Source organism: Dactylosporangium thailandense, from assembly GCF_059739745.1.
Map to the genome: position 1 here is coordinate 2,592,652 of NZ_AP029195.1, position 17,799 is coordinate 2,610,450.

Below are 17,799 nucleotides of genomic sequence, written 5' to 3' on the forward strand. Positions count from 1 at the left end.
CGTGCGGCACAGACTCGGGCGCACGCTGCGCACGCCGGTTGGCCTGGCCGCCGCCGTGGCCGTCGTGTTCCTCCTGCTGGTCGCGGTGTTCGGCCCGATGCTGCTCGGCGCGCGGGCGGAGGCGGTCGACACCGACGCGATCAACCAGAACCCGGGGGCGGGCCACCTGCTCGGCACGGACGCGCTCGGCCGCGACATCGCCGCCCGGGTCGTGGTGGCCACCCGGCTCTCGCTGGAGCTGGCCCTCGGCGCCGCGGCGATCGGCGTGACCGGCGGCGTGCTGCTGGGCGTGGCCCCGGCGCTGGCCGGCCGGCGGCTGGGGCGGCTGCTGACCGCTGCGGTCGGCATCCTGGTGGCCTTTCCGAGCCTGTTGTTCGTGCTCTTCCTCGCGACGATCTTCGGCGTCGGGGCCCGGGGCGCGATGCTGGCGATCGGCCTGGCCCTCGTGCCGCCGATGGCGCGCCTGGTGCAGAACCTGACGGCCTCGGTCGCCGGCTCGGACTACGTCGCCGCGGCCCGCGTGCTCGGCGTCGGCCGCTGGCGCATGATGACCCGGCACCTGCTGCCGAACGTCGCCGAGCCCTGCGTCCTGTTCGCGGCCACCGCCACGGCCGGGTCCCTGGTGGCGTTCGCCGGGCTGTCGTTCCTCGGGCTCGGCGTGCAGCAACCGGAGTACGACTGGGGCCGGCTGCTCAACGAACAGCTCAACCGGGTCTACGTCAACCCGCTCGCCGCCCTCGCTCCGGGCGCGGCGGTCGTCGTCACCGGGCTGATGCTGGCGCTGGTCGGGGAGGCGCTGGCGCAGGCCGGCGGCCGGCGGGCGGCCGGGGCGGTGCCGAAGTCCGGTCGCCCGTCCGGCACCGTGACCGCGAGCAGGAACATCGCCACCGACGTCGACACGCTGGTGGAGGTGCGGGACCTCACCGTCGGATTCGGGGTCGGCCGGGCCGCCGTACGCGGGGTCTCCTTCCGCATCGCGCGGGGCGAGGCGGTCGGCCTGGTCGGCGAGTCCGGCTCGGGCAAGAGCCTCACCGCGCTCGCGCTGGCCGACCTGCTGCCGGCGACCGCGACCGCCGCGGCCGAGATGATGGTCGTGCCGAAGGCCGGCACCGAGACGGCGGTCGTGTTCCAGGATCCGATGACCTCGCTCAATCCCGCGCTGCGGGTCGGCCGGCAACTGGCGGAGGTGGCCGAGGTCCATCGCCGGGCCACGCGGCGGCAGGCGTGGCGCTCGGCGGTCGAGCGGCTCGCCGCGGTCGGCATCCCCATGGCCGAGCGGCGAGCGCGGCAGCGCCCGCACGAGTACTCCGGCGGCATGCGGCAGCGCGCCATGATCGGCATGGGCCTGATGGGCACGCCGCGGCTCATCGTCGCCGACGAGCCGACCACCGCGCTCGACGTCACCGTCCAGCGGCAGGTCCTCGACCTGCTCGCCCAGGCGCGCCGGGACAGCGGCGCCGCGCTGCTGATGATCTCCCATGACCTCGGCGTCGTGGCGCAGGTCTGCGACCGGGTGCTGGTCATGTACGCCGGCGTCATCGTCGAGGAGCTGCCGGTCGCGGATCTGTTCACCGGCGCCCGGCATCCCTACACCCGCGCGCTGGCGCAAGCGGTCCCGACGATGTCCACCGACCTCGATGCGGAGCTGGCAACGATTCCCGGCCGCCCGCCGCAGCCGGGGGAGCGGATCGAGGGCTGCCCGTTCGCGCCGCGCTGCGCGTCCGCCGAGGACCGCTGCCGGACCGAGGCGCCGCCGCGCGAGCGCCGCGACGACGGCCAGGGCAGCGTGGCCTGCTGGTTTCCGGTGGCCGCGCGGAAGGAGGCGATCGGATGAGTGCCTTGCAGGTGCATGAGCTCACGGTTCGGTACGGCCGGATGACCGCCGTGGACCGAGTGAGCCTGCGGGTCGCGCCCGGCAGCGTCACCGGGGTCGTGGGCGGCTCGGGCTCCGGCAAGTCCACCCTCGGCCGGGCCGTCGTCGGTCTGGCCCCGGTCTCCGGCGGCCGGATCCTCGTCGACGGCGCCGACGGGAAGTCCCTCCGCCATCGCGGCGCGCACCCGGTCCAGCTGGTGTTCCAGAATCCGTACGCCTCGCTGGACCCGCGGATGACGATCGGCGCGTCGGTCGCCGAGGCCCTGCCGCGGATGCCCGGGCCGCGCCGCCGGGACGAAGCGGCCCGGTACCTCGACCTCGTCGACGTCGACCCGGCGTACCTCACGCGCACCCCGGACACGCTGTCGGGTGGGCAGCGGCAGCGGGTCGCGCTGGCCCGGGCGCTGGCGGCCCGGCCGCGGGTGCTGATCGCCGACGAGATCACCTCGGCGCTCGACGTGTCGGTCCAGGGAGCGGTGCTCAACCTCCTGCGCCGGCTGCAGCGCGAGGCGGGTTTCGCGATGCTGTTCATCTCCCACGACCTCGCCGTGGTCCGCTACCTCTGCGACCGGATCGCGGTGCTGGACGAGGGGCGGCTCGTCGAAAGCGGCCCGGCGGACGAGGTGCTGCGCGATCCTCAGCATGAGACCACCCGCACGTTGCTCGCCAGCATCCCGGCCCGACCGGCGGTGCCCGGAGGCCAGGAGGCCGCCGCATGACCCGTTCGATGTCCCCGGACGACCTCTACGACCTGCGGCTGCCGAGCGATCCGCAGGTGTCACCGGACGGCGAACGGGTCGCGTACGTGCTGACCGGGGCCGAACGGGCCGGGGACCGCACGACCGGCGAGGTGTGGGAGGTGCCGGTGGCCGGCGGGGCGCCGCGGCGGCTGACCGAGGGCCCGGCCGACACCGCGCCGCGCTGGTCGCCCGACGGCGTCACGCTCGCGTTCCTGCGCGACGGAGCGCTGTACACGCTGCCGGCCGGCGGCGGGGAGCCCACGCGGCTCGCCGGCGAGGGCGCGCGATCGCCCGTCTGGAGCCCCGACGGGACGAGGATCGCGTTCGTCGCCCCGGCCGGCGAGTCCGACCGCACCGCGCCGGTCGTCATCGACCGCCTCGGCTACAAGGCCGACGGCGCCGGTCGCATCGGCCCGGTACGGACCCACCTGTTCGTCGCCGACGTCAAGACGGGCGAGGTCGTCCAGGTCACCGCCGGGGACTACCACGTGGCGTTCCCGGTCTGGTCGCCCTACGGCGCACGGCTCGCCTTCGCCGCCGCCATCGGCGAGCGGGCCGACCTCTCCACCGCCAACGGCCTCTACGTGGTCGAGGTCGCCGACGCCGGCGCGGGACGGACCGCCGAGCCCCGGCTCGTCGGCTCCGCGACCGGCATCGCCATGCCCTGCGCCTGGTACGCCGACGGGTCCGCGCTGCTGGTCGTCGGCCGGGCCACGGCCGACATCGGCATCCTGCGCCTGATGCGCCAGCCGCTGGCCGGTGGCCCGGCCGAGGTCCTCACCGCCGGCCTGGACCGCAACGTCATGTACGGCCTGCCGGGCTACCCCGGCGCCGTCCCGCGGTTCGCCGGCGCCGACGTGCTGTTCGCGGCCCGCGACCGCGGCGTCTCCCGCCTGTACCGGCTGTCCGGGGGCACCGCCGAGCAGATGCCGCAGACCGCGGCGTTCGGCGTCAGCGGGCTCTCGGTCTCGCCGGCCTCCGGCCGGGCCGTCACCGTCGTCGCCGACCGGGCGCGGTTCGGCGAGATCGCCGTCGTCGGCCCGGCCGGCGAGGTTACGGTCCTTACCGACCACCAGGCCCGGTCGCTGCCGGATGTGGAGCTGATCGCCTGTGCCGAGCGGGACTTCGTCATCTCCGACGGCACGCACGTGCACGGCCTGATCATCCGCGACCCGTCCGCCCCGCCCGGCGGCCCGCTCCTGCTCGACGTGCATGGTGGCCCGCACAACGCCTGGGCCTCACACGCCGATGCCATTCACGTGTACCACCAGACGCTGGCCGCCCGCGGCTGGACGATCCTGGCGCTGAACGTCCGCGGCAGCGACGGCTACGGTGAGGACTTCTACCGGGCGGTCGTCGGCGGATGGGGCGAGCACGACGAACGGGACTTCCTCGAGCCGGTGGCGGCGCTGGTCGCCGAGGGCCTCGTCGACGGCGAACGGGTGGCCGTGACCGGGTACAGCTACGGCGGCTACATGGCCTGCTGGCTGTCGGCCCGGACCGGCACCTTCACGGCCGTCGCCGCCGGCGGCGTGGTCAGCGACCTGCTGAGCCTGTCCGGCACCTCCGACGAGGGGGAGGCGCTGGGCACCCTGGAGATCGGTGGCGGCCGCGACCGGCTGGTCGAGCTCTCGCCCCTGACCCACGTGGACGGTGTGCGCGCGCCCACCCTCATCCTGCACGGCGACGCCGACGAGACCTGCCCGGTGGGCCAGGCCGAGCAGTGGTTCCACGCGCTGCGCGCGCGTAGCGTCCGGACCCGGCTCGTGCTCTACCCCGGCAGCAGCCACCTGTTCATCCTGAACGGCCGGCCGTCGCACCGGGTCGACTACAACCAGCGGGTCGCCGACTGGGTCACCCGGCACACCAACGAACCCGAGGAGTGAGAACCATGATGTACGCCGAGCGCCTCGCCGCGCTGATCAGCGAGCACCGGGTGGCCGGGGCGAGCCTCGCTGTGCTGCACCACGGCGACGTCGTCGCCGAGGCCGCCGCCGGGTTCGCCCACCGCGGCGCCGGCATCGAGGCCACGACCGACACGGTGTTCCAGATCGGCTCCATCACCAAGGTGTGGACCGCCACCGTCGCCATGCAACTGGTCGAAGAGGGCAAGCTGGAGCTCGACGCGCCGATCCGGCGGGTGATGCCCGAGCTGCGACTGTCCACAGAGGAGCTGACGGAGGGCCTGACCCTGCGGCACCTGCTGTCGCACACGTCCGGTATCGACGGCGACTTCTTCGCCGACACCGGCCGCGGCGACGACAACCTCGAGCGGTACGCCGCGCTGCTGCGGGACGTGGCCGCGAACCACCCGCTCGGCGTGACCCAGTCGTACTGCAACGCCGGCTACAGCCTGCTGGGCCGCGTCCTGGAGGTCGTCACCGGCGTCTCGTGGGACCATCTCATGCGCGAGCGCCTCTTCCAGCCGCTCGGGCTGACCCACACCGGCACCCTGCCGGAGGAGGCGCTGCTGCACCGCGCGGCGATCGGCCACGGCGGCGAGCCGCTGACGCCGGTACCGATGTGGGGCCTGATGCGCTCCGCCGGGCCGGCCGGCCTCATCCACGCCACGGCGCGCGACGTGCTGAAGTTCGCCAAGCTGCACCTGAGCCGCGGCGTCACCGAGGACGGCACCCGCCTGCTCAGCGAGAGCACCGCCGCGCTGATGCGCCAACCCCAGGTGGCCATGCCCGACCCGTACGTGCTCGGCAAGCAGTGGGCCCTGGGCTGGTTCCTCGACGAATGGGACGGCACCGCGGTGTACGGCCACGACGGCGGGACCATCGGCCAGTCGGCCTACCTGCGCGTGCTGCCGGAGCTCGACCTGGCCGTCGTCCTGCTGACCAACGGCGGCAGCTCGGCGGCGCTGTACCACCAGCTCTTCGCCGAGATCGTCCACGAGCTGGCCGGGGTCGCCATGCGCCCGGCCGTCGGGCCCTCGCCCGAGCCGCTGCCGTTCGCCCCGGCGGACTACGTTGGCCGCTACGAGCGGGCCGGTCAGCACCTGGAGGTCGTGGAGCGCGACGGCAAGCTGTACCTCGTCTCGAGCAACGTCGGCCACCTGGCCGCCGTGGCCGGCGAACAGCGCACCGAGCTGGAGATGCACACCTTCGAGCAGGACGCCTTCGTGGTCATGCGCCACGACGTCGGCATCCACTTCCCGGTCGTCTTCTACAACCTGCCCGACGGCTCCCGGTACCTGCACCACGGCGTGCGGGCGACCCCGAAGGTCGCCTGACGTGCCCCACCCCCTCCAGGCGCTGCGGGTCCGGCTGCCGGACCTGCTCGCCGACCTGGAAGAGCTCGTCCGCGCCGAGTCGCCGACGGCGGACCGCCAGGCGTCGGCGCGCTGCGCGGACACGGTGGCGGCCCTCGGCGCCCGCCTGACCGGCGCCGAACCCGAGCGCCTGGCCGAGGGCGGCAGCGTCCAGCTGCGCTGGCGCTTCGGCGCGGGGGACCGGGTCCTGCTGCTCGGGCACTGTGACACGGTCTGGCCGCTCGGCACCCTGGCGACCCACCCGTTCACGGTGGGCGGCGGCCGGTTGACCGGCCCCGGCTGTTTCGACATGAAGGCCGGGCTGGTCCAGATGTTCCACGCGCTCGCGGTGCTGGACTCGCTCGACGGCGTGACCGTGCTCGTCACCACCGACGAGGAGCACGGCTCGCCGGACTCCCGGGACCTGATCGAGGCCGAGGCGCGGCGGGTCCGCGCGGCGCTGGTCCTGGAGGCCAGCGGACCCGGCGGCGCGCTGAAGACCGCCCGCAAGGGCGTGTCCACATACGACCTTCGGGTCGTCGGCCGCGCCGCGCACGCCGGGCTGGACCCGCACCTCGGCATCAACACGACGATGGAGCTGGCCCACCAGGTCCTGGCGCTCGCCGGCCTCGCCGACCCCGCGTCCGGGACCACCGTGACACCGACCGTCATGGCCTCGGGCACCACCCGCAACACGGTTCCCGACGCCGGGGAGCTCCAGCTGGACGTCCGCGTCGCCACGATCGACGAGCAGCACCGGGTCGACGCGGCGATGCGAGCCCGGCAGCCCGTCACGCCGGGAGCCCGGCTCGAACTGGCCGGTGGCCCGAACCGGCCGCCGATGGAGGAACGCTCGTCCGCCGACCTCTTCGCCCGGGCCGCACGGATCCATGAGGAGCTTGGGCTCGGAACGCTGCACGGGCTTGCCGTCGGCGGCGCCTCCGACGGCAACCTCACCGCCGGGGTCGGCACACCGACCCTGGACGGCCTCGGCGCCGTCGGAGGCGGCGCCCACGCCGACGACGAACACGTGTCGGTCGAGCACCTTCCGCAGCGTGCGGCGCTGCTCGCGGCGCTCGTGCGCGACCTCCTGGCGCCCGGTTCGAAGGACTGACATGACAGATCAACACCCCGACGTCGCCACGGCGACCCCGCACACGGCCGGCGCCGAGCACGTCATCGAGGCCACGGCGCTGGCCGAGGCGACCGCGGACGCCGCCGGCATCGCCGTCGCCGAGCTCGCCACGATCGAGGAGCTGACCGAGGCCTGCGCGCTGCTGGACCACATCTGGCGGCCCGACCCCGGCGATCCGCTGATCACCTTGAAGCTGCTGAAGGGACTGTCGCACTCCGGCAGCTACGTGGCGGGGGTCTTCGCCGACGGCAAGCTGGCCGGGGCGTGCGTGGGTTTCCTGGCGTCCGACGGGCTCCACTCGCACATCGCGGGCATCGACTCCGCGCTGCGCGGCCGCCACGCCGGGCTCGCCCTCAAGCTGCACCAGCGGGCCTGGGCGCTGCGCCGCGGCATCGGCCTGATCAGCTGGACGTTCGACCCGCTGGTCAGCCGCAACGCCTACTTCAACCTGACCAAGCTGGGCGCGGTGCCGACGCAGTACCTGGCGAACTTCTACGGCGCCATGCACGACGAGATCAACGCCGGCACCGAGACCGACCGGCTGCTCGTGCACTGGGACCTCATGGGGCCCTCGGGTGTCGCCGCGCCGGCGTTGGACGGGGCGTCGGCCGGGGCGTCGGCCGGCCTCAGCGTCGGGCCGGACGGCGGCCCGGTCCGCGGTCGCGTCGACGGCCGCCGGGTGCTGGTCGCCGTGCCGGCCGACATCGAACGGCTGCGGCGCGCCGACCCGGCCGCCGCGAGCCGGTGGCGGGCCGCCACCCGCGAGGTGCTCGGCGGGCTGATGGCCACCGGGCACACCGTCACCGGCTTCACCCGCGACGGCCGGTACGTGATCGAAGGGCAGGAAGAGCGATGAGACTGACCGGCGTCGAGATCCGGCAGATCGCGGTGCCGCTCGTGGCGCCGTTCCGGACCTCGTTCGGCACGCAGCACGCACGCGAGATCGTCCTGGTCCGCGCGGTGACGGAGGACGGCGAGGGCTGGGGCGAGTGCGGGGCGATGGCCGCGCCGTTGTACTCCTCGGAGTACACCAGCGCCGTCGCCGGCGTGCTGCGCGACTACCTGATCCCGGCGCTGGCCGCGGTGCCGCAGCTCGACCCGTGGCGGGTCGCGCCGGCGCTCGAGCCGATCAAGGGGCACCGGATGGCGAAGGCGGCGCTGGAGACCGCGGTGCTGGACGCCTGGCTCCGCGCGCACCGGGTCTCCTTCGCGACGTGGCTCGGCGCGACCCGGGACCGGGTCGCCGCCGGTGTCTCGGTCGGCATCATGGACTCGATCCCGCGGCTGCTGGACGCGGTCGGCGGCTACCTCGCCGAGGGCTACGTCCGGATCAAGCTCAAGATCGAGCCGGGGTGGGACGTCGAGCCGGTGCGGGCCGTGCGCGAGCGCTTCGGCGACGAGGTGCTGCTGCAGGTGGACGCCAACACGGCGTACCGGGTCGCGGACGCGCACCACCTGGCCCGGCTGGACCCCTTCGACCTGCTGCTGATCGAGCAGCCGCTGGACGAGGAGGACATCCGCGGCCACGCGAAGCTGGCCGAGATCGTGCGCACGCCGATCTGCCTCGACGAGTCGATCGTCTCCGCGCGGTCGGCGGCGGACGCGATCGCGCTGGGCGCCTGCTCCGTGGTGAACATCAAGCCCAGCCGGGTCGGCGGCTACCTGGAGGCGCGGCGCGTCCACGACGTGTGCGTCGCCAACGGCGTGCCGGTGTGGTGCGGCGGGATGCTGGAGACCGGCCTCGGGCGCGCGGCGAACGTGGCCCTGGCGGCGCTGCCCGGCTTCACGCTGCCCGGCGACACGTCGGCGTCGGATCGCTACTACGCGACCGACATCACCGAGCCGTTCGTGCTCGTCGACGGGCACCTCGACGTCCCGCGGGAGCCCGGGCTGGGCCGCGTGCCGATCCCGGACCGGCTGGAGAGCGTCACGGTGACGAAGGAGTGGATTACCGTACGATCATGACATCGCCACGGGCCGTCCTGGGGCGGATCCTCACCGATCTCGGCTCGACGCTGGTCGACCTGGTGGCCGGGCGCGCGGATCCGGATCGGCCGGTCACGGGGGTGCTCATCCACGACCCCGGCGACGAGTCGGCGCGGCTGCCCGGCGCCGTGGTGCTCGGCGTGGGCGTCTACGGCGCCGAGCCCGTCGCCGCCCTGATCGGCCACGCCCGAGCGATCGGCGCGGCCGCGCTGGTGGTCCGCTCGCCCGTCGCCCCGGAGGGCCCGGTCGCCGAGGCGGCGGCCCGCCACGACCTGCCCGTGCTGGGGCTGACCCCGGGCGCCTCCTGGGCCCAGGTCGCGGCCCTGCTGCGCGCCCTGCTCGCCACCGACGAGGTCGGCACGGTCGGGCGCCCGGGCGAGCCCGGCGGCGACGACCCGCTGTCGGGGGACCTGTTCGCGATGGCGAACGCCGCGGCGGGTCTCGTCGGCGGCCCCGTCACGGTCGAGGACCGCGGCGGCCGCGTCCTGGCCTTCTCCAGCCGGCAGGAGGAGGGCGACGAGGCCCGCATCGCCACCATCCTCGACCGCCAGGTCCCCGCCGAGAAGCTGCGCGCGCTCGAGCAACGGGGCGATTTCCAGAATTTGTACCGCACCGACGGCCCCATCTACATCGACGGCATCGCCGGCAAGCCCCGGGCGGCGATCGCGGTCCGCGCTGGCGGCGAGATCCTCGGCTCGATCTGGGTCGTGGTCGACGGCCCGCTCTCCGAGGTCCAGGACCGGGCGCTGCGCGAGTCGGCCAAGCTCGCCGCCCTGCAACTGCTGCGCCAGCGCAGCAGCGCGGACGCCGAGCGCCGGCTGCGGGCGGACCTGCTGGCGACGGTGCTGGAGGGCGGAGCCGGCGCGTCCCGGGCCGCCGCCCGGCTCGGGCTGACGGGCGAGCCGGCGTGCGTGCTGGCCGTGCTGGCCGTCGACGCGAACCCGCCGCCCGGCGATCTCGCCCCGGCCGTCACGCCCGACCGCGTGGCGGCGGGCGACCTGCTCGCCGGGGCGCTGGCGCTGCACCTGAGCGCGATCCACCCCCGCGCCGCCGTCGCGGGCCTCGGCGGCGTCATCTACGCCGTCCTGCCGACCACGTCCGAGGCACGGGCCCAGCGCATCGCCGAGGAGTTCCTCGGCCGCATCGGGACCCGGATGCCGGCCCTGATCGGCATCGGCCGGGTGGCCGGGCGCCCGACGGACCTGCGCCGGTCGCGCGCCGACGGCGACCGCGTCCTGCGGGTGCTCGCCCGCGGGCACTCCCGGCCGCGGGTCGCGCGACTCCCCGAGGTCTACGTCGCCTCCCTGCTGGAGGACCTCTCCGACCGCATCGCCGCCGAGGAGGATGTCCCGGACGTCGCGGTGGTGCGCCTGCGCGCGCACGACGCCCGCCACCAGACCGCGTTCACCGAGACCCTCGCGGCGTGGCTGGACAGCTTCGGCGACGTCCCCGCCGCCGCCGCGGCGGTCCACGTGCACCCCAACACCTTCCGCTACCGTCTCAAGCGGATCGCCGAGGTGTCGGGCATCGACCTGGCCGACCCCGACGACCGCTTCGAGGCGATGCTGCAGCTGCGGCTCGGCCTGGGAGACCATCTGTCGTGACGGCTCCGGCACGGCAGATGTGGCCGCTGTACGCGGCGGGGTTCACGACGGCCTTCGGCGCGCACGGCATCGCCGCGAACCTCGGCGGGTTCTCGGCCGATGCGGTCACGTCGTTGCTGGTCCTGGGCGGCCTGCTGGCCCTGTACGACGGGGCGGAGGTGCTGCTCAAGCCGGCGTTCGGCGGCCTGGCCGATCGGGTCGGGGCCCGTCCGCTGCTGCTGGGCGGCCTGGTCGCCTTCGCCGCCGCCTCCGCGGTGTACGTGGTGGCGGACCGGCCGTCGTGGTTGTGGGTCGCCCGGCTGGGCCAGGGCGCGGCGGCGTCGGCGTTCTCGCCGGCGGCCTCGGCCCTCGTCGCCCGGCTGAATCCCGCGGCGAAGCACGGCCGGGCGTTCGGCTCGTACGGCTTCTACAAGTCGATCGGCTACACCCTGGGCCCGTTGCTCGGCGGGGTCCTGGCGTGGGTGGGCGGCCTGCGCCTGCTGTTCGCCGTGCTGACGGTCCTGGGCGCGGTGGTGGCGGCCTGGGTGCTCCTGGCGGTGCCGGTGGTGGCGCCGCTGCCGAAGACACGGCAGACGGTGCTGGACCTGGTGCGCGCGTTGACGGACCGGGCGTTCCTGGCCCCGACCGGCGCCCTGGCGGCGGCGACGGCGGCGCTGTCGGTCGGCGTCGGGTTCCTGCCGGTCAGCGGGCGGGCGGCCGGGCTCGGGACGGTCGCGACCGGCGCGGCCGTGTCGGTGCTGGCCGCCTGCGCGGCGGTGGTGCAGCCGTGGGCCGGCCGCGCCCTCGACGACGGGCGCCTGACGACCCGCACCGGCCTGGGCCTGGGTCTGGCGATCACGGCCGCGGGCCTGGGGTGCGCGATGGTGCCCGGCCTGGCCGGAGTGCTGTCCGCGGCCGTGCTGATCGGGGCCGGTACCGGACTGATGACGCCGCTGGGGTTCGCGGCGCTGGCCGCGGGAACGCCGGCGGAGCGGCTGGGGCAGACGATGGGCTCCGCGGAGCTGGGCCGGGAGCTCGGTGACGCCGGCGGGCCGCTGCTGGTGGCCGCGGTGGCCTCGGCGACGGCCCTCATGTACGGGTTCGCGGCGCTCGCCGTCCTGCTCGCGGCCGGGGCGGTGCTCGCGTTCGCCGCCCGGACCACGCGCGCCCCGATGCCTTAGCCCGGCTCGTCGCCGGCTTCGGCCGCCGGGAGCAGCACAGTGATCGTGGTGCCCGTGCCGGGGTGGATGCACGGGACCGGAGTCTCGTGCGGGTGGTGGTGGGCGGGGCCGGAACAGCAGCGCAGCCGGCCGTCGTGGGCGGTGACGATCGCCTCGACGAGGGACAGGCCGAGGCCGGTGCCGGGGGTGGTGCGGGCGGTGTCGGCGCGGGCGAAGCGCGCCGCCGCGTGGGGCAGGAACTCGGCCGGCATGCCGGGGCCGCCGTCGTGGACGGTGAGCCGCACCCAGCCGCCGGTCGCGGCGGTCGTGACGGTGATCGGCCTGTTCCCGCTCCTGGCCGCGCTGGTCGCCGGGGACATCTTCGCCAACGAGGACGGCCACGGCACCTGGAAGACGATCCTGACCCGCTCGGCGAGCCGCGGCCAGGTCTTCGCCGCCAAGACCCTGACCGCGGTCGCGTTCAACCTCCTCGCCCTGCTGCTCCTCGCGGCCAGCACGATCGCCTCCAGCCTGCTCATCGTCGGCACCCAGCCCCTGCCCGGCCTGTCCGGCCAGCTCATCCCGGCCGGCACCGCACTGCCGCTCGTCGCCGCCGCCTGGACCGCCGTGTGCGTCGTCATCGGCTACCTGGCGCTGCGCCGCCGGGACATCACGGGAGGCTGACCCACCATGAACCGCACCACGCTGCGCACCCGCGTCCTCGGCCCGGCCGTCGCCGTCCTCGCCGTCGCCGCCGTGTTCGCCGCCACCGCCGGCCGCGGGGGCCAAGACATCACAAGGTGGCCGACGTCGGGCCCTGCGCCAACTGGATCTGCATGATCACGTTCACCGACGACGGCGGCCAGCGGCAGGAGGGCAAGTTCGAGGTCACGGCCAACGCCGACGCCACCTATGTCGCCGGCGGCCCGTCCAAGCTGGTCGGCCTGGCCACCATCACCGACACCCACGGCAACGACGTCACCAACCCGGCCTTCGAGTTCGACGGCGCCTTCGATCCCAACGACTGATGGCGTGCTGGCCGAACTGCGCGCCGCGGATAAGCTCGACTGGTCCAAGGCGGTGATCGACGGCTCGCACGTACGGGCCCTGAAGGGCGGCCCAAAACCGGCCCGAGCCCGGTCGACCGCGCCAAGACCGGCTCGAAACACCACGTCATCACCGACGGCGCGGGCATCCCACTCGCCGTCAGCCTGACCGGCGGCAACCGCCACGACGTCACCCAACTCATGGCGTTGACCGACGCCATCCCGCCGGTACGTGGCAGACGCGGTCGGCCCCGCCGACGCCCTCCGTTAGGACTCGTGAGTCGAGGGGCAATCGGATCGCGGGCGTCAGCGCGGGGCGAGCGCGGCGAACGCCTCGTCGAGCAGGTCGGCGAGGCCGAGGGCGCCGTTGGAGGCGGTCCACAGCTCGACTGCGACGCTGAGGCAGACGAGGGCCGCCGCCGCGCGCACCAGGGGTGCCGCAGCGGGCCGCCCGGTGGCGTGGGACCGCTCTGCGAGGATGCCGGCCAGGATCGGCCGCAGGTTGGCCTGGCGTTCCAGGTTGCGGGCCCGCAGGGCGGGGGTGCCGGCGACGAGCCGGGCCATAGCGAGGGCGGTTTCCCGGTCGCGCCGGTAGTGCTCCAGGACCGGCTCCAACGCGTGCCGCAGGGCCGTCCAGTCGTCCTCGTCGGCCGGGCGGGCACGCAGGGCGTCGACGACGTCGGCCTCGTGGGCGTCGGCGGTGCTGAGCACCGCTTCCTCCTTGGTGCCGAAGTACCGCAGGAAGGTGCTGCGGGACACGCCGGCCGCCGCGGCGACGTCGTTGACGGTGACCTTGTCAAACCCGTCGCGGCGGAACAGGTCGATGGCGACCTCGGTCAGGCGCTGCCGGATCGCGTTCCGCGCGATGTCCCTGGCGTTGCCCTGCACGGCTGCACTCACGCCCTGATCATATGCCACTGCAACTCGGTAGCAAGTCGGTGATCTGCGCCCTATCGACATTGAGTTGCTAACTGAGACTCAGTATCTTTAGGGCGCAGAGTTCCGCTAGGCGAGAGCTGAGGTACACAAGGTGACGAGATCCGAAGCGGGCGTCCGGCCCGGCGGCATCGTGGCGGTGCTGGCGTTCGCCGGCATCGTCGGGGCGATCATGCAAACCGTGGTCACGCCCCTGATCGGCCAGCTGCCGCAGCTGCTGCACACGTCGGCGGGCAACGCGACATGGGTGATCACCGCGACGCTGCTGGCGGCGGCGGTGTCCATGCCGGTGATCGGCCGGCTCGGCGACCTGTACGGCAAGAAGCGGGTGCTGCTGGCCTGCTGCGTGCCGCTGTTCGCCGGGTCGCTGCTGTGCGCCGTGGCCACGACGCTGGTGCCGATGGTGATCGGCCGCGGCCTGCAGGGCGTCGGCATGGGCATGATCCCGCTCGGGATCAGCGTGCTGCGCGACGTCCTGCCGGTGGAGAAGCTCGGCTCGTCGATCGCGCTGCTGAGCGCGTCGCTCGGGATCGGCGGCGGCCTCGGCCTGCCGCTGGCGGCAGCGGTCGCGGAGTACGCGAACTGGCGGGTGCTGTTCTGGGGCGCCGCCGTGGCCACCGTGCTGATCGCGGCGCTGATCTGGCGGCTGGTGCCGACACCGCCGACGTACGCCAGGGGCCAGTCCTTCGACTACGTCGGCGCGGTCGCGCTCGGGGTCGGCCTGGTCGGCGTGCTGCTGGCCGTCACCAAGGGCGGCACCTGGGGCTGGAGCGACCCGATGACCCTCGGCCTGCTCATCGGTGGTGTGGTCGTGTTGGTTGGCTGGGGCTGGTGGGAGCGTCGCCACCCCGACCCGCTCGTCGACCTGCGGGTCAGCGCCCGGCCGCAGGTCCTGCTGACCAACCTCGCGTCCGTATCGGTCGGGTTCGCCATGTACGCGCAGTCCCTGGCCGTGCCGCAGCTCCTGCAGTTGCCGAAGCTCACCGGCTATGGTCTGGGCCAGTCGATGCTGGCCATGGGTCTGTGGATGCTGCCCGCCGGGCTGACGATGATGGCCGTCGCCCCGTTCGGCGGCCGGCTGTCGGCCGCCCGCGGCGCCAAGTTCACCCTCGTCACCGGCACCCTCGTCATCGCCGCCGGCTACGGCATCTCGCTGGTGCTGCTCGGCACGGCGTGGGGTCTCATGGCGGTCGGCATGATCTGCAATGCCGGCGTCGGCCTCGCCTACGGGGCCATGCCGGCGCTGATCATGGGCGCGGTTCCGCGTTCGGAGACCGGCGCCGCCAACAGCTTCAACACGCTCATGCGCTCCATGGGCAGCTCCGTGGCCGCGGCGGTCATCGGCGTGGTGCTCTCCCAGCTCACCGTGAACCTCGGCGGCCACGCGCTGCCCTCAGTGAACGGATTCCGACTGACCATGATCATCGGCTGTGCTGTCGCGCTCCTCGCAGCGGCGATCGCCGCCACTATCCCCACCCGCACCCCGACACTCGACGGCGCCGAACGCCCGGCCGACCGGTCGCTTGCGCACGCCTGATCATGGTTGCTGTGCGGCGGTCCGGAACCGGCTCGGCCAACAGCTCGAACGCGCTCATTCGGTCGATGGGCAGTTCCGTCGCCGCGGACGTCATTGGTGTCGTACTGTCGCTGTTCACCACAAACCTCGGAGGACTCACCATGCCCTCGCAGAACGGGTTCCGCGTCGCGCTGCTGATCGGCTGCGGCGTCGCCCCGGCGGCCGCGATCGCAGTCGGCATCCCCGCGTGTGCGCCGGTCGTCGACGAGCGGCGGCGGATGCGGCGAGGCCGTCGTCCCTCACCCCGCGTGTAGGCGGCGGCCGTGAGCGAGACGCAAGTGCCACCACCGGAGTTCGGCGCGGTGCCAGGACTGGAGTATCAGCGTGCGATTGTGGACGGGGTGATCCCACCACAGCCGTTCCCCGCCCTGCTGGGCCTTCGGCTGCGCAGCATGGACGACGACGGCACGGTCATCTGCGAGGCAGTCGGGCGCCCGGAGTTCGCCAACGCGACCGGGCACCTCCACGGCGGCTATCTCTCGGCGCTGATGGACTGTGCGACCGCCGCCGCCGTGCATTCGCAGCAGCCTGCAGGTGTCGGGGCGCCGCACATGCACGCCGCGTATCGCTTTCTGGCCGCGGCTGACCATCACCAGCGGTTGACCGTGTCGGCGCGGATCACCCACGCCGGCCGGTCGGTGGTGCACGCCGCCGCCGAGATCCGCTCGGGTAACGGCGAACTGCTCGCCTCCGGCGAGACCATCCATAAGATTAGCCGCCGACTGGCCACAGGCCCGAAGCCTGTTGAAGCGGAATACTAGACGGGATTGCCTGACTGGCGCGGGAGCGGCGGCACTCGAGGGCCGGCGAGGCTGCCGCGGCCGGGCTCGAGCTGCTGCTGGGCCGCCTCGACGGCGAGGGCCGCACCTACGACGAGTTCGTCTGGTCGCCGGCCGGCGGGCTCGCACCGAGCGGGCGGTGAGCCGCGTGCGGATCGGACGACGGCAGCCGGAGCCTCCGGCCGCGGATGCTGCCGCCGCGGCGCTGCTGACGCTGGCGCGCGTTGCCGAGCGAGTGGCGGCCGGCGACCTGGAGGCGCGGGTGCCCGACCTCGGCCCGCTGCCGGCGGCGGCCGCGGCGATCGGCGTGCTCGAGTCGGTCACGGGAGCCCTGCGGGAGATGAGCGGCCTGGTCGACGGCGTCGCGGCCGCCACCGAGCGCGAGGACCGCGGCGACGGACCCGGACTCGGCCGGCTCGCCGAGGACCTGCGCGGCGAGGTCCTCGGGCTGGTGGCGACGGTCCGCGGCGCGGTCTGACCTACACCGGGTTGGGGTCGTCGCCGCAGGACTGCGAGATGTACGTCGAGTAGCCGGACTTGATGCCCCAGTCGAGCACGACGCCCTGGCAGTTCGTGGTGTGGCCGCCCTGCTGGTGGGTGCGGGCGGCGTCGGAGTAGTACAGCCAGCCGCACATCGTGCCGGCGGCGCAGGCGCTGTAGGCGGACGCCGGGGTGACCGGGGCGAGCAGGAGCGTTCCAACGCCGACCGCGGACACCAGCGCGAGGCGGCGGAGCATCGAAGTCATACAGCGATGCTCGCCAATACGAGCCCGGCGCGCAAGGGCCTCAGTAGGGCAGCGGCCCCGTCCCGAGACCCTTGATGCTCGCGCGGATCTTGTGGCTCTGCGCGACCGTCGCATAGCAGAGGTGTGAGCGCTCGCCGGCCTGCCACTCCGACTGGTCGTCGAGGTACGTGAACAGGCTGCGCACGTCGCGGCGCTTGCCCAGGGCCTGCGGCGTCAGCCCGAGCAGGCTCGCGACCAGGGCGTCGCACCGGTTGCCCACGAAGGCCTGCTGCGACTCATAGGCCGGGTACACCCCGTCCGGCTGCTCGATGGAGCCGGCGTACTCGGCGTCGTGCAGGGTCGCGCAGTCGGCCCGCTTCTGGCTGGCGATGTCGAAGAAGCCCCGCGGGTCGGGATTGTGGCCGATCAGCGTCGCGCAGCGCTGGGCGACCTTCCCGGGGCCTCCGGCGGCCAGGTCGCCCTTCAGGGTGCCGGCGCGCGCGAGGGCGGGACTGGACCAGTCGGTGCGTTCGAACTCCGCGATCCCGCACACGTAGCCGCGGGCGCCGGCGGCCCAGTCGGAACTGGCGGGGCGGCCGATGTGCAGGAACAGCCAGCCGTTGTGCCAGTCGGCGCCCAGGTACGCGGTGGCGGCCTTGCCGCATTCGGCGTACGCGGCGCGCATTGCGTCGCTGCCCCAGCCGGGGACCTGCCCGCCGTCGGGGAACCGCCCGGTGCCCGCCACCTCGAGCTTGTGCGGCGTGTCGCAGCCGACCTCCTTGGCGACCGGGTCGGCCTTGTCGACGTACGCGATGGTGCCGTCCGACGTCAGACACGCCCCGACCGCGGGCAGCGCCTCAACGGCCGACGGCGAAGGCTTCGTGTTCTTGCCGGGATCCTCGGCGCCGGAGCAGCCGGCCAGCAGCAGGGCCGCGGCGGCCGCGGTGAAGAGCACGATACGAAGCACGGTAACGCACACTAGATCAACTGAACCTGCGCAGCTG

Annotated in this window: 19 protein-coding genes and 1 pseudogene; 16 read left to right on the forward strand and 4 right to left on the reverse strand. The window is 74.1% G+C overall.

All coding sequences use genetic code 11. The features are described 5' to 3' along the window. Position 1: 1 nt before the first annotated feature. The 9 genes from AC6JBM_RS11510 to AC6JBM_RS11550 are packed head-to-tail and all read left to right on the forward strand — an operon-like array spanning position 2 to position 11,754. Positions 2 to 1,834, forward strand: coding sequence for a dipeptide/oligopeptide/nickel ABC transporter permease/ATP-binding protein (locus AC6JBM_RS11510; protein WP_497983582.1), 1,833 nt, complete (start codon positions 2 to 4; stop codon positions 1,832 to 1,834). Then, entirely contained in the window at positions 1,831 to 2,592 is a 762-nt protein-coding gene (locus AC6JBM_RS11515; RefSeq protein WP_497983583.1) for an ATP-binding cassette domain-containing protein, read from the forward strand. The genes AC6JBM_RS11510 and AC6JBM_RS11515 overlap by 4 nt, the downstream gene beginning before the upstream one ends. Further along, entirely contained in the window at positions 2,589 to 4,499 is a 1,911-nt protein-coding gene (locus tag AC6JBM_RS11520) for a S9 family peptidase (RefSeq protein WP_497983584.1), read from the forward strand. The genes AC6JBM_RS11515 and AC6JBM_RS11520 overlap by 4 nt, the downstream gene beginning before the upstream one ends. 5 nt (positions 4,500 to 4,504) lie before the next feature. Then, positions 4,505 to 5,851 (forward strand): serine hydrolase domain-containing protein, encoded by a 1,347-nt coding sequence (locus tag AC6JBM_RS11525; RefSeq protein WP_497983585.1) that lies wholly within the window; start codon positions 4,505 to 4,507, stop codon positions 5,849 to 5,851. A gap of 1 nt (position 5,852) precedes the next feature. Then, on the forward strand, positions 5,853 to 6,983 hold the full coding sequence (locus tag AC6JBM_RS11530) for a M20 family metallopeptidase (RefSeq protein WP_497983586.1): 1,131 nt from the start codon (positions 5,853 to 5,855) through the stop codon (positions 6,981 to 6,983). Between the two features lies 1 nt (position 6,984). After that, positions 6,985 to 7,860 (forward strand): GNAT family N-acetyltransferase, encoded by an 876-nt coding sequence (locus AC6JBM_RS11535; protein WP_497983587.1) that lies wholly within the window; start codon positions 6,985 to 6,987, stop codon positions 7,858 to 7,860. Then, positions 7,857 to 8,969, forward strand: a complete 1,113-nt coding sequence (menC, locus tag AC6JBM_RS11540; protein WP_497983588.1) for an o-succinylbenzoate synthase — start codon at positions 7,857 to 7,859, stop codon at positions 8,967 to 8,969. Before AC6JBM_RS11535 ends, menC begins: the two co-directional genes overlap by 4 nt. Beyond that, positions 8,966 to 10,594, forward strand: coding sequence for a helix-turn-helix domain-containing protein (locus AC6JBM_RS11545; RefSeq protein WP_497983589.1), 1,629 nt, complete (start codon positions 8,966 to 8,968; stop codon positions 10,592 to 10,594). The genes menC and AC6JBM_RS11545 overlap by 4 nt, the downstream gene beginning before the upstream one ends. Continuing rightward, positions 10,591 to 11,754: an MFS transporter gene (locus AC6JBM_RS11550; RefSeq protein WP_497983590.1), complete on the forward strand. Its 1,164-nt coding sequence runs from the start codon at positions 10,591 to 10,593 to the stop codon at positions 11,752 to 11,754. The genes AC6JBM_RS11545 and AC6JBM_RS11550 overlap by 4 nt, the downstream gene beginning before the upstream one ends. Here AC6JBM_RS11550 and AC6JBM_RS11555 read toward each other — a convergent pair. Continuing rightward, a complete protein-coding gene (locus AC6JBM_RS11555; RefSeq protein ID WP_497983591.1) occupies positions 11,751 to 12,038 on the reverse strand; it encodes a sensor histidine kinase in 288 nt (95 codons plus the stop codon). The two genes, AC6JBM_RS11550 and AC6JBM_RS11555, sit on opposite strands and share 4 nt — an antisense overlap. Between AC6JBM_RS11555 and AC6JBM_RS11560 the strand changes: the two genes are divergently transcribed. The 3 genes and pseudogenes from AC6JBM_RS11560 to AC6JBM_RS11570 all read left to right on the forward strand — a co-directional run. Next, positions 12,028 to 12,417 carry an ABC transporter permease gene (locus AC6JBM_RS11560; protein WP_497983592.1) on the forward strand — a complete coding sequence of 130 codons (390 nt, stop codon included), beginning with the start codon at positions 12,028 to 12,030 and terminating at the stop codon, positions 12,415 to 12,417. The genes AC6JBM_RS11555 and AC6JBM_RS11560 overlap by 11 nt on opposite strands. A gap of 116 nt (positions 12,418 to 12,533) precedes the next feature. Beyond that, the gene (locus AC6JBM_RS11565; protein ID WP_497983593.1) at positions 12,534 to 12,761 is read left to right on the forward strand and encodes a hypothetical protein; all 228 of its coding nucleotides are present in this window, start codon (positions 12,534 to 12,536) and stop codon (positions 12,759 to 12,761) included. A gap of 4 nt (positions 12,762 to 12,765) precedes the next feature. After that, positions 12,766 to 13,067, forward strand: a pseudogene (locus tag AC6JBM_RS11570) (transposase); the annotation flags it as partial. 18 nt (positions 13,068 to 13,085) lie between these two features. Here AC6JBM_RS11570 and AC6JBM_RS11575 read toward each other — a convergent pair. Then, a complete protein-coding gene (locus AC6JBM_RS11575) occupies positions 13,086 to 13,679 on the reverse strand; it encodes a TetR family transcriptional regulator (RefSeq protein ID WP_497983594.1) in 594 nt (197 codons plus the stop codon). 130 nt (positions 13,680 to 13,809) lie between these two features. On the opposite strand from AC6JBM_RS11575, the gene AC6JBM_RS11580 reads away from it, so the two are divergent. The 4 genes from AC6JBM_RS11580 to AC6JBM_RS11595 all read left to right on the forward strand — a co-directional run bounded on the left by AC6JBM_RS11580 (position 13,810) and on the right by AC6JBM_RS11595 (position 16,548). Continuing rightward, on the forward strand, positions 13,810 to 15,252 hold the full coding sequence (locus AC6JBM_RS11580; protein WP_497983595.1) for an MFS transporter: 1,443 nt from the start codon (positions 13,810 to 13,812) through the stop codon (positions 15,250 to 15,252). Between the two features lie 65 nt (positions 15,253 to 15,317). Then, entirely contained in the window at positions 15,318 to 15,545 is a 228-nt protein-coding gene (locus tag AC6JBM_RS11585; RefSeq protein WP_497983596.1) for a hypothetical protein, read from the forward strand. A 9-nt stretch (positions 15,546 to 15,554) separates the two neighbouring features. Continuing rightward, entirely contained in the window at positions 15,555 to 16,052 is a 498-nt protein-coding gene (locus AC6JBM_RS11590; protein ID WP_497983597.1) for a PaaI family thioesterase, read from the forward strand. 166 nt (positions 16,053 to 16,218) lie between these two features. After that, positions 16,219 to 16,548, forward strand: a complete 330-nt coding sequence (locus tag AC6JBM_RS11595) for a hypothetical protein (RefSeq protein ID WP_497983598.1) — start codon at positions 16,219 to 16,221, stop codon at positions 16,546 to 16,548. A 1-nt stretch (position 16,549) separates the two neighbouring features. Here AC6JBM_RS11595 and AC6JBM_RS11600 read toward each other — a convergent pair whose 3' ends face one another. Both AC6JBM_RS11600 and AC6JBM_RS11605 read right to left on the reverse strand, forming a co-directional pair. After that, on the reverse strand, positions 16,550 to 16,816 hold the full coding sequence (locus AC6JBM_RS11600) for a DUF6289 family protein (protein WP_497983599.1): 267 nt from the start codon (positions 16,814 to 16,816) through the stop codon (positions 16,550 to 16,552). Between the two features lie 40 nt (positions 16,817 to 16,856). Further along, a complete protein-coding gene (locus AC6JBM_RS11605; protein ID WP_497983600.1) occupies positions 16,857 to 17,762 on the reverse strand; it encodes a septum formation family protein in 906 nt (301 codons plus the stop codon). Positions 17,763 to 17,799: the final 37 nt, after the last annotated feature.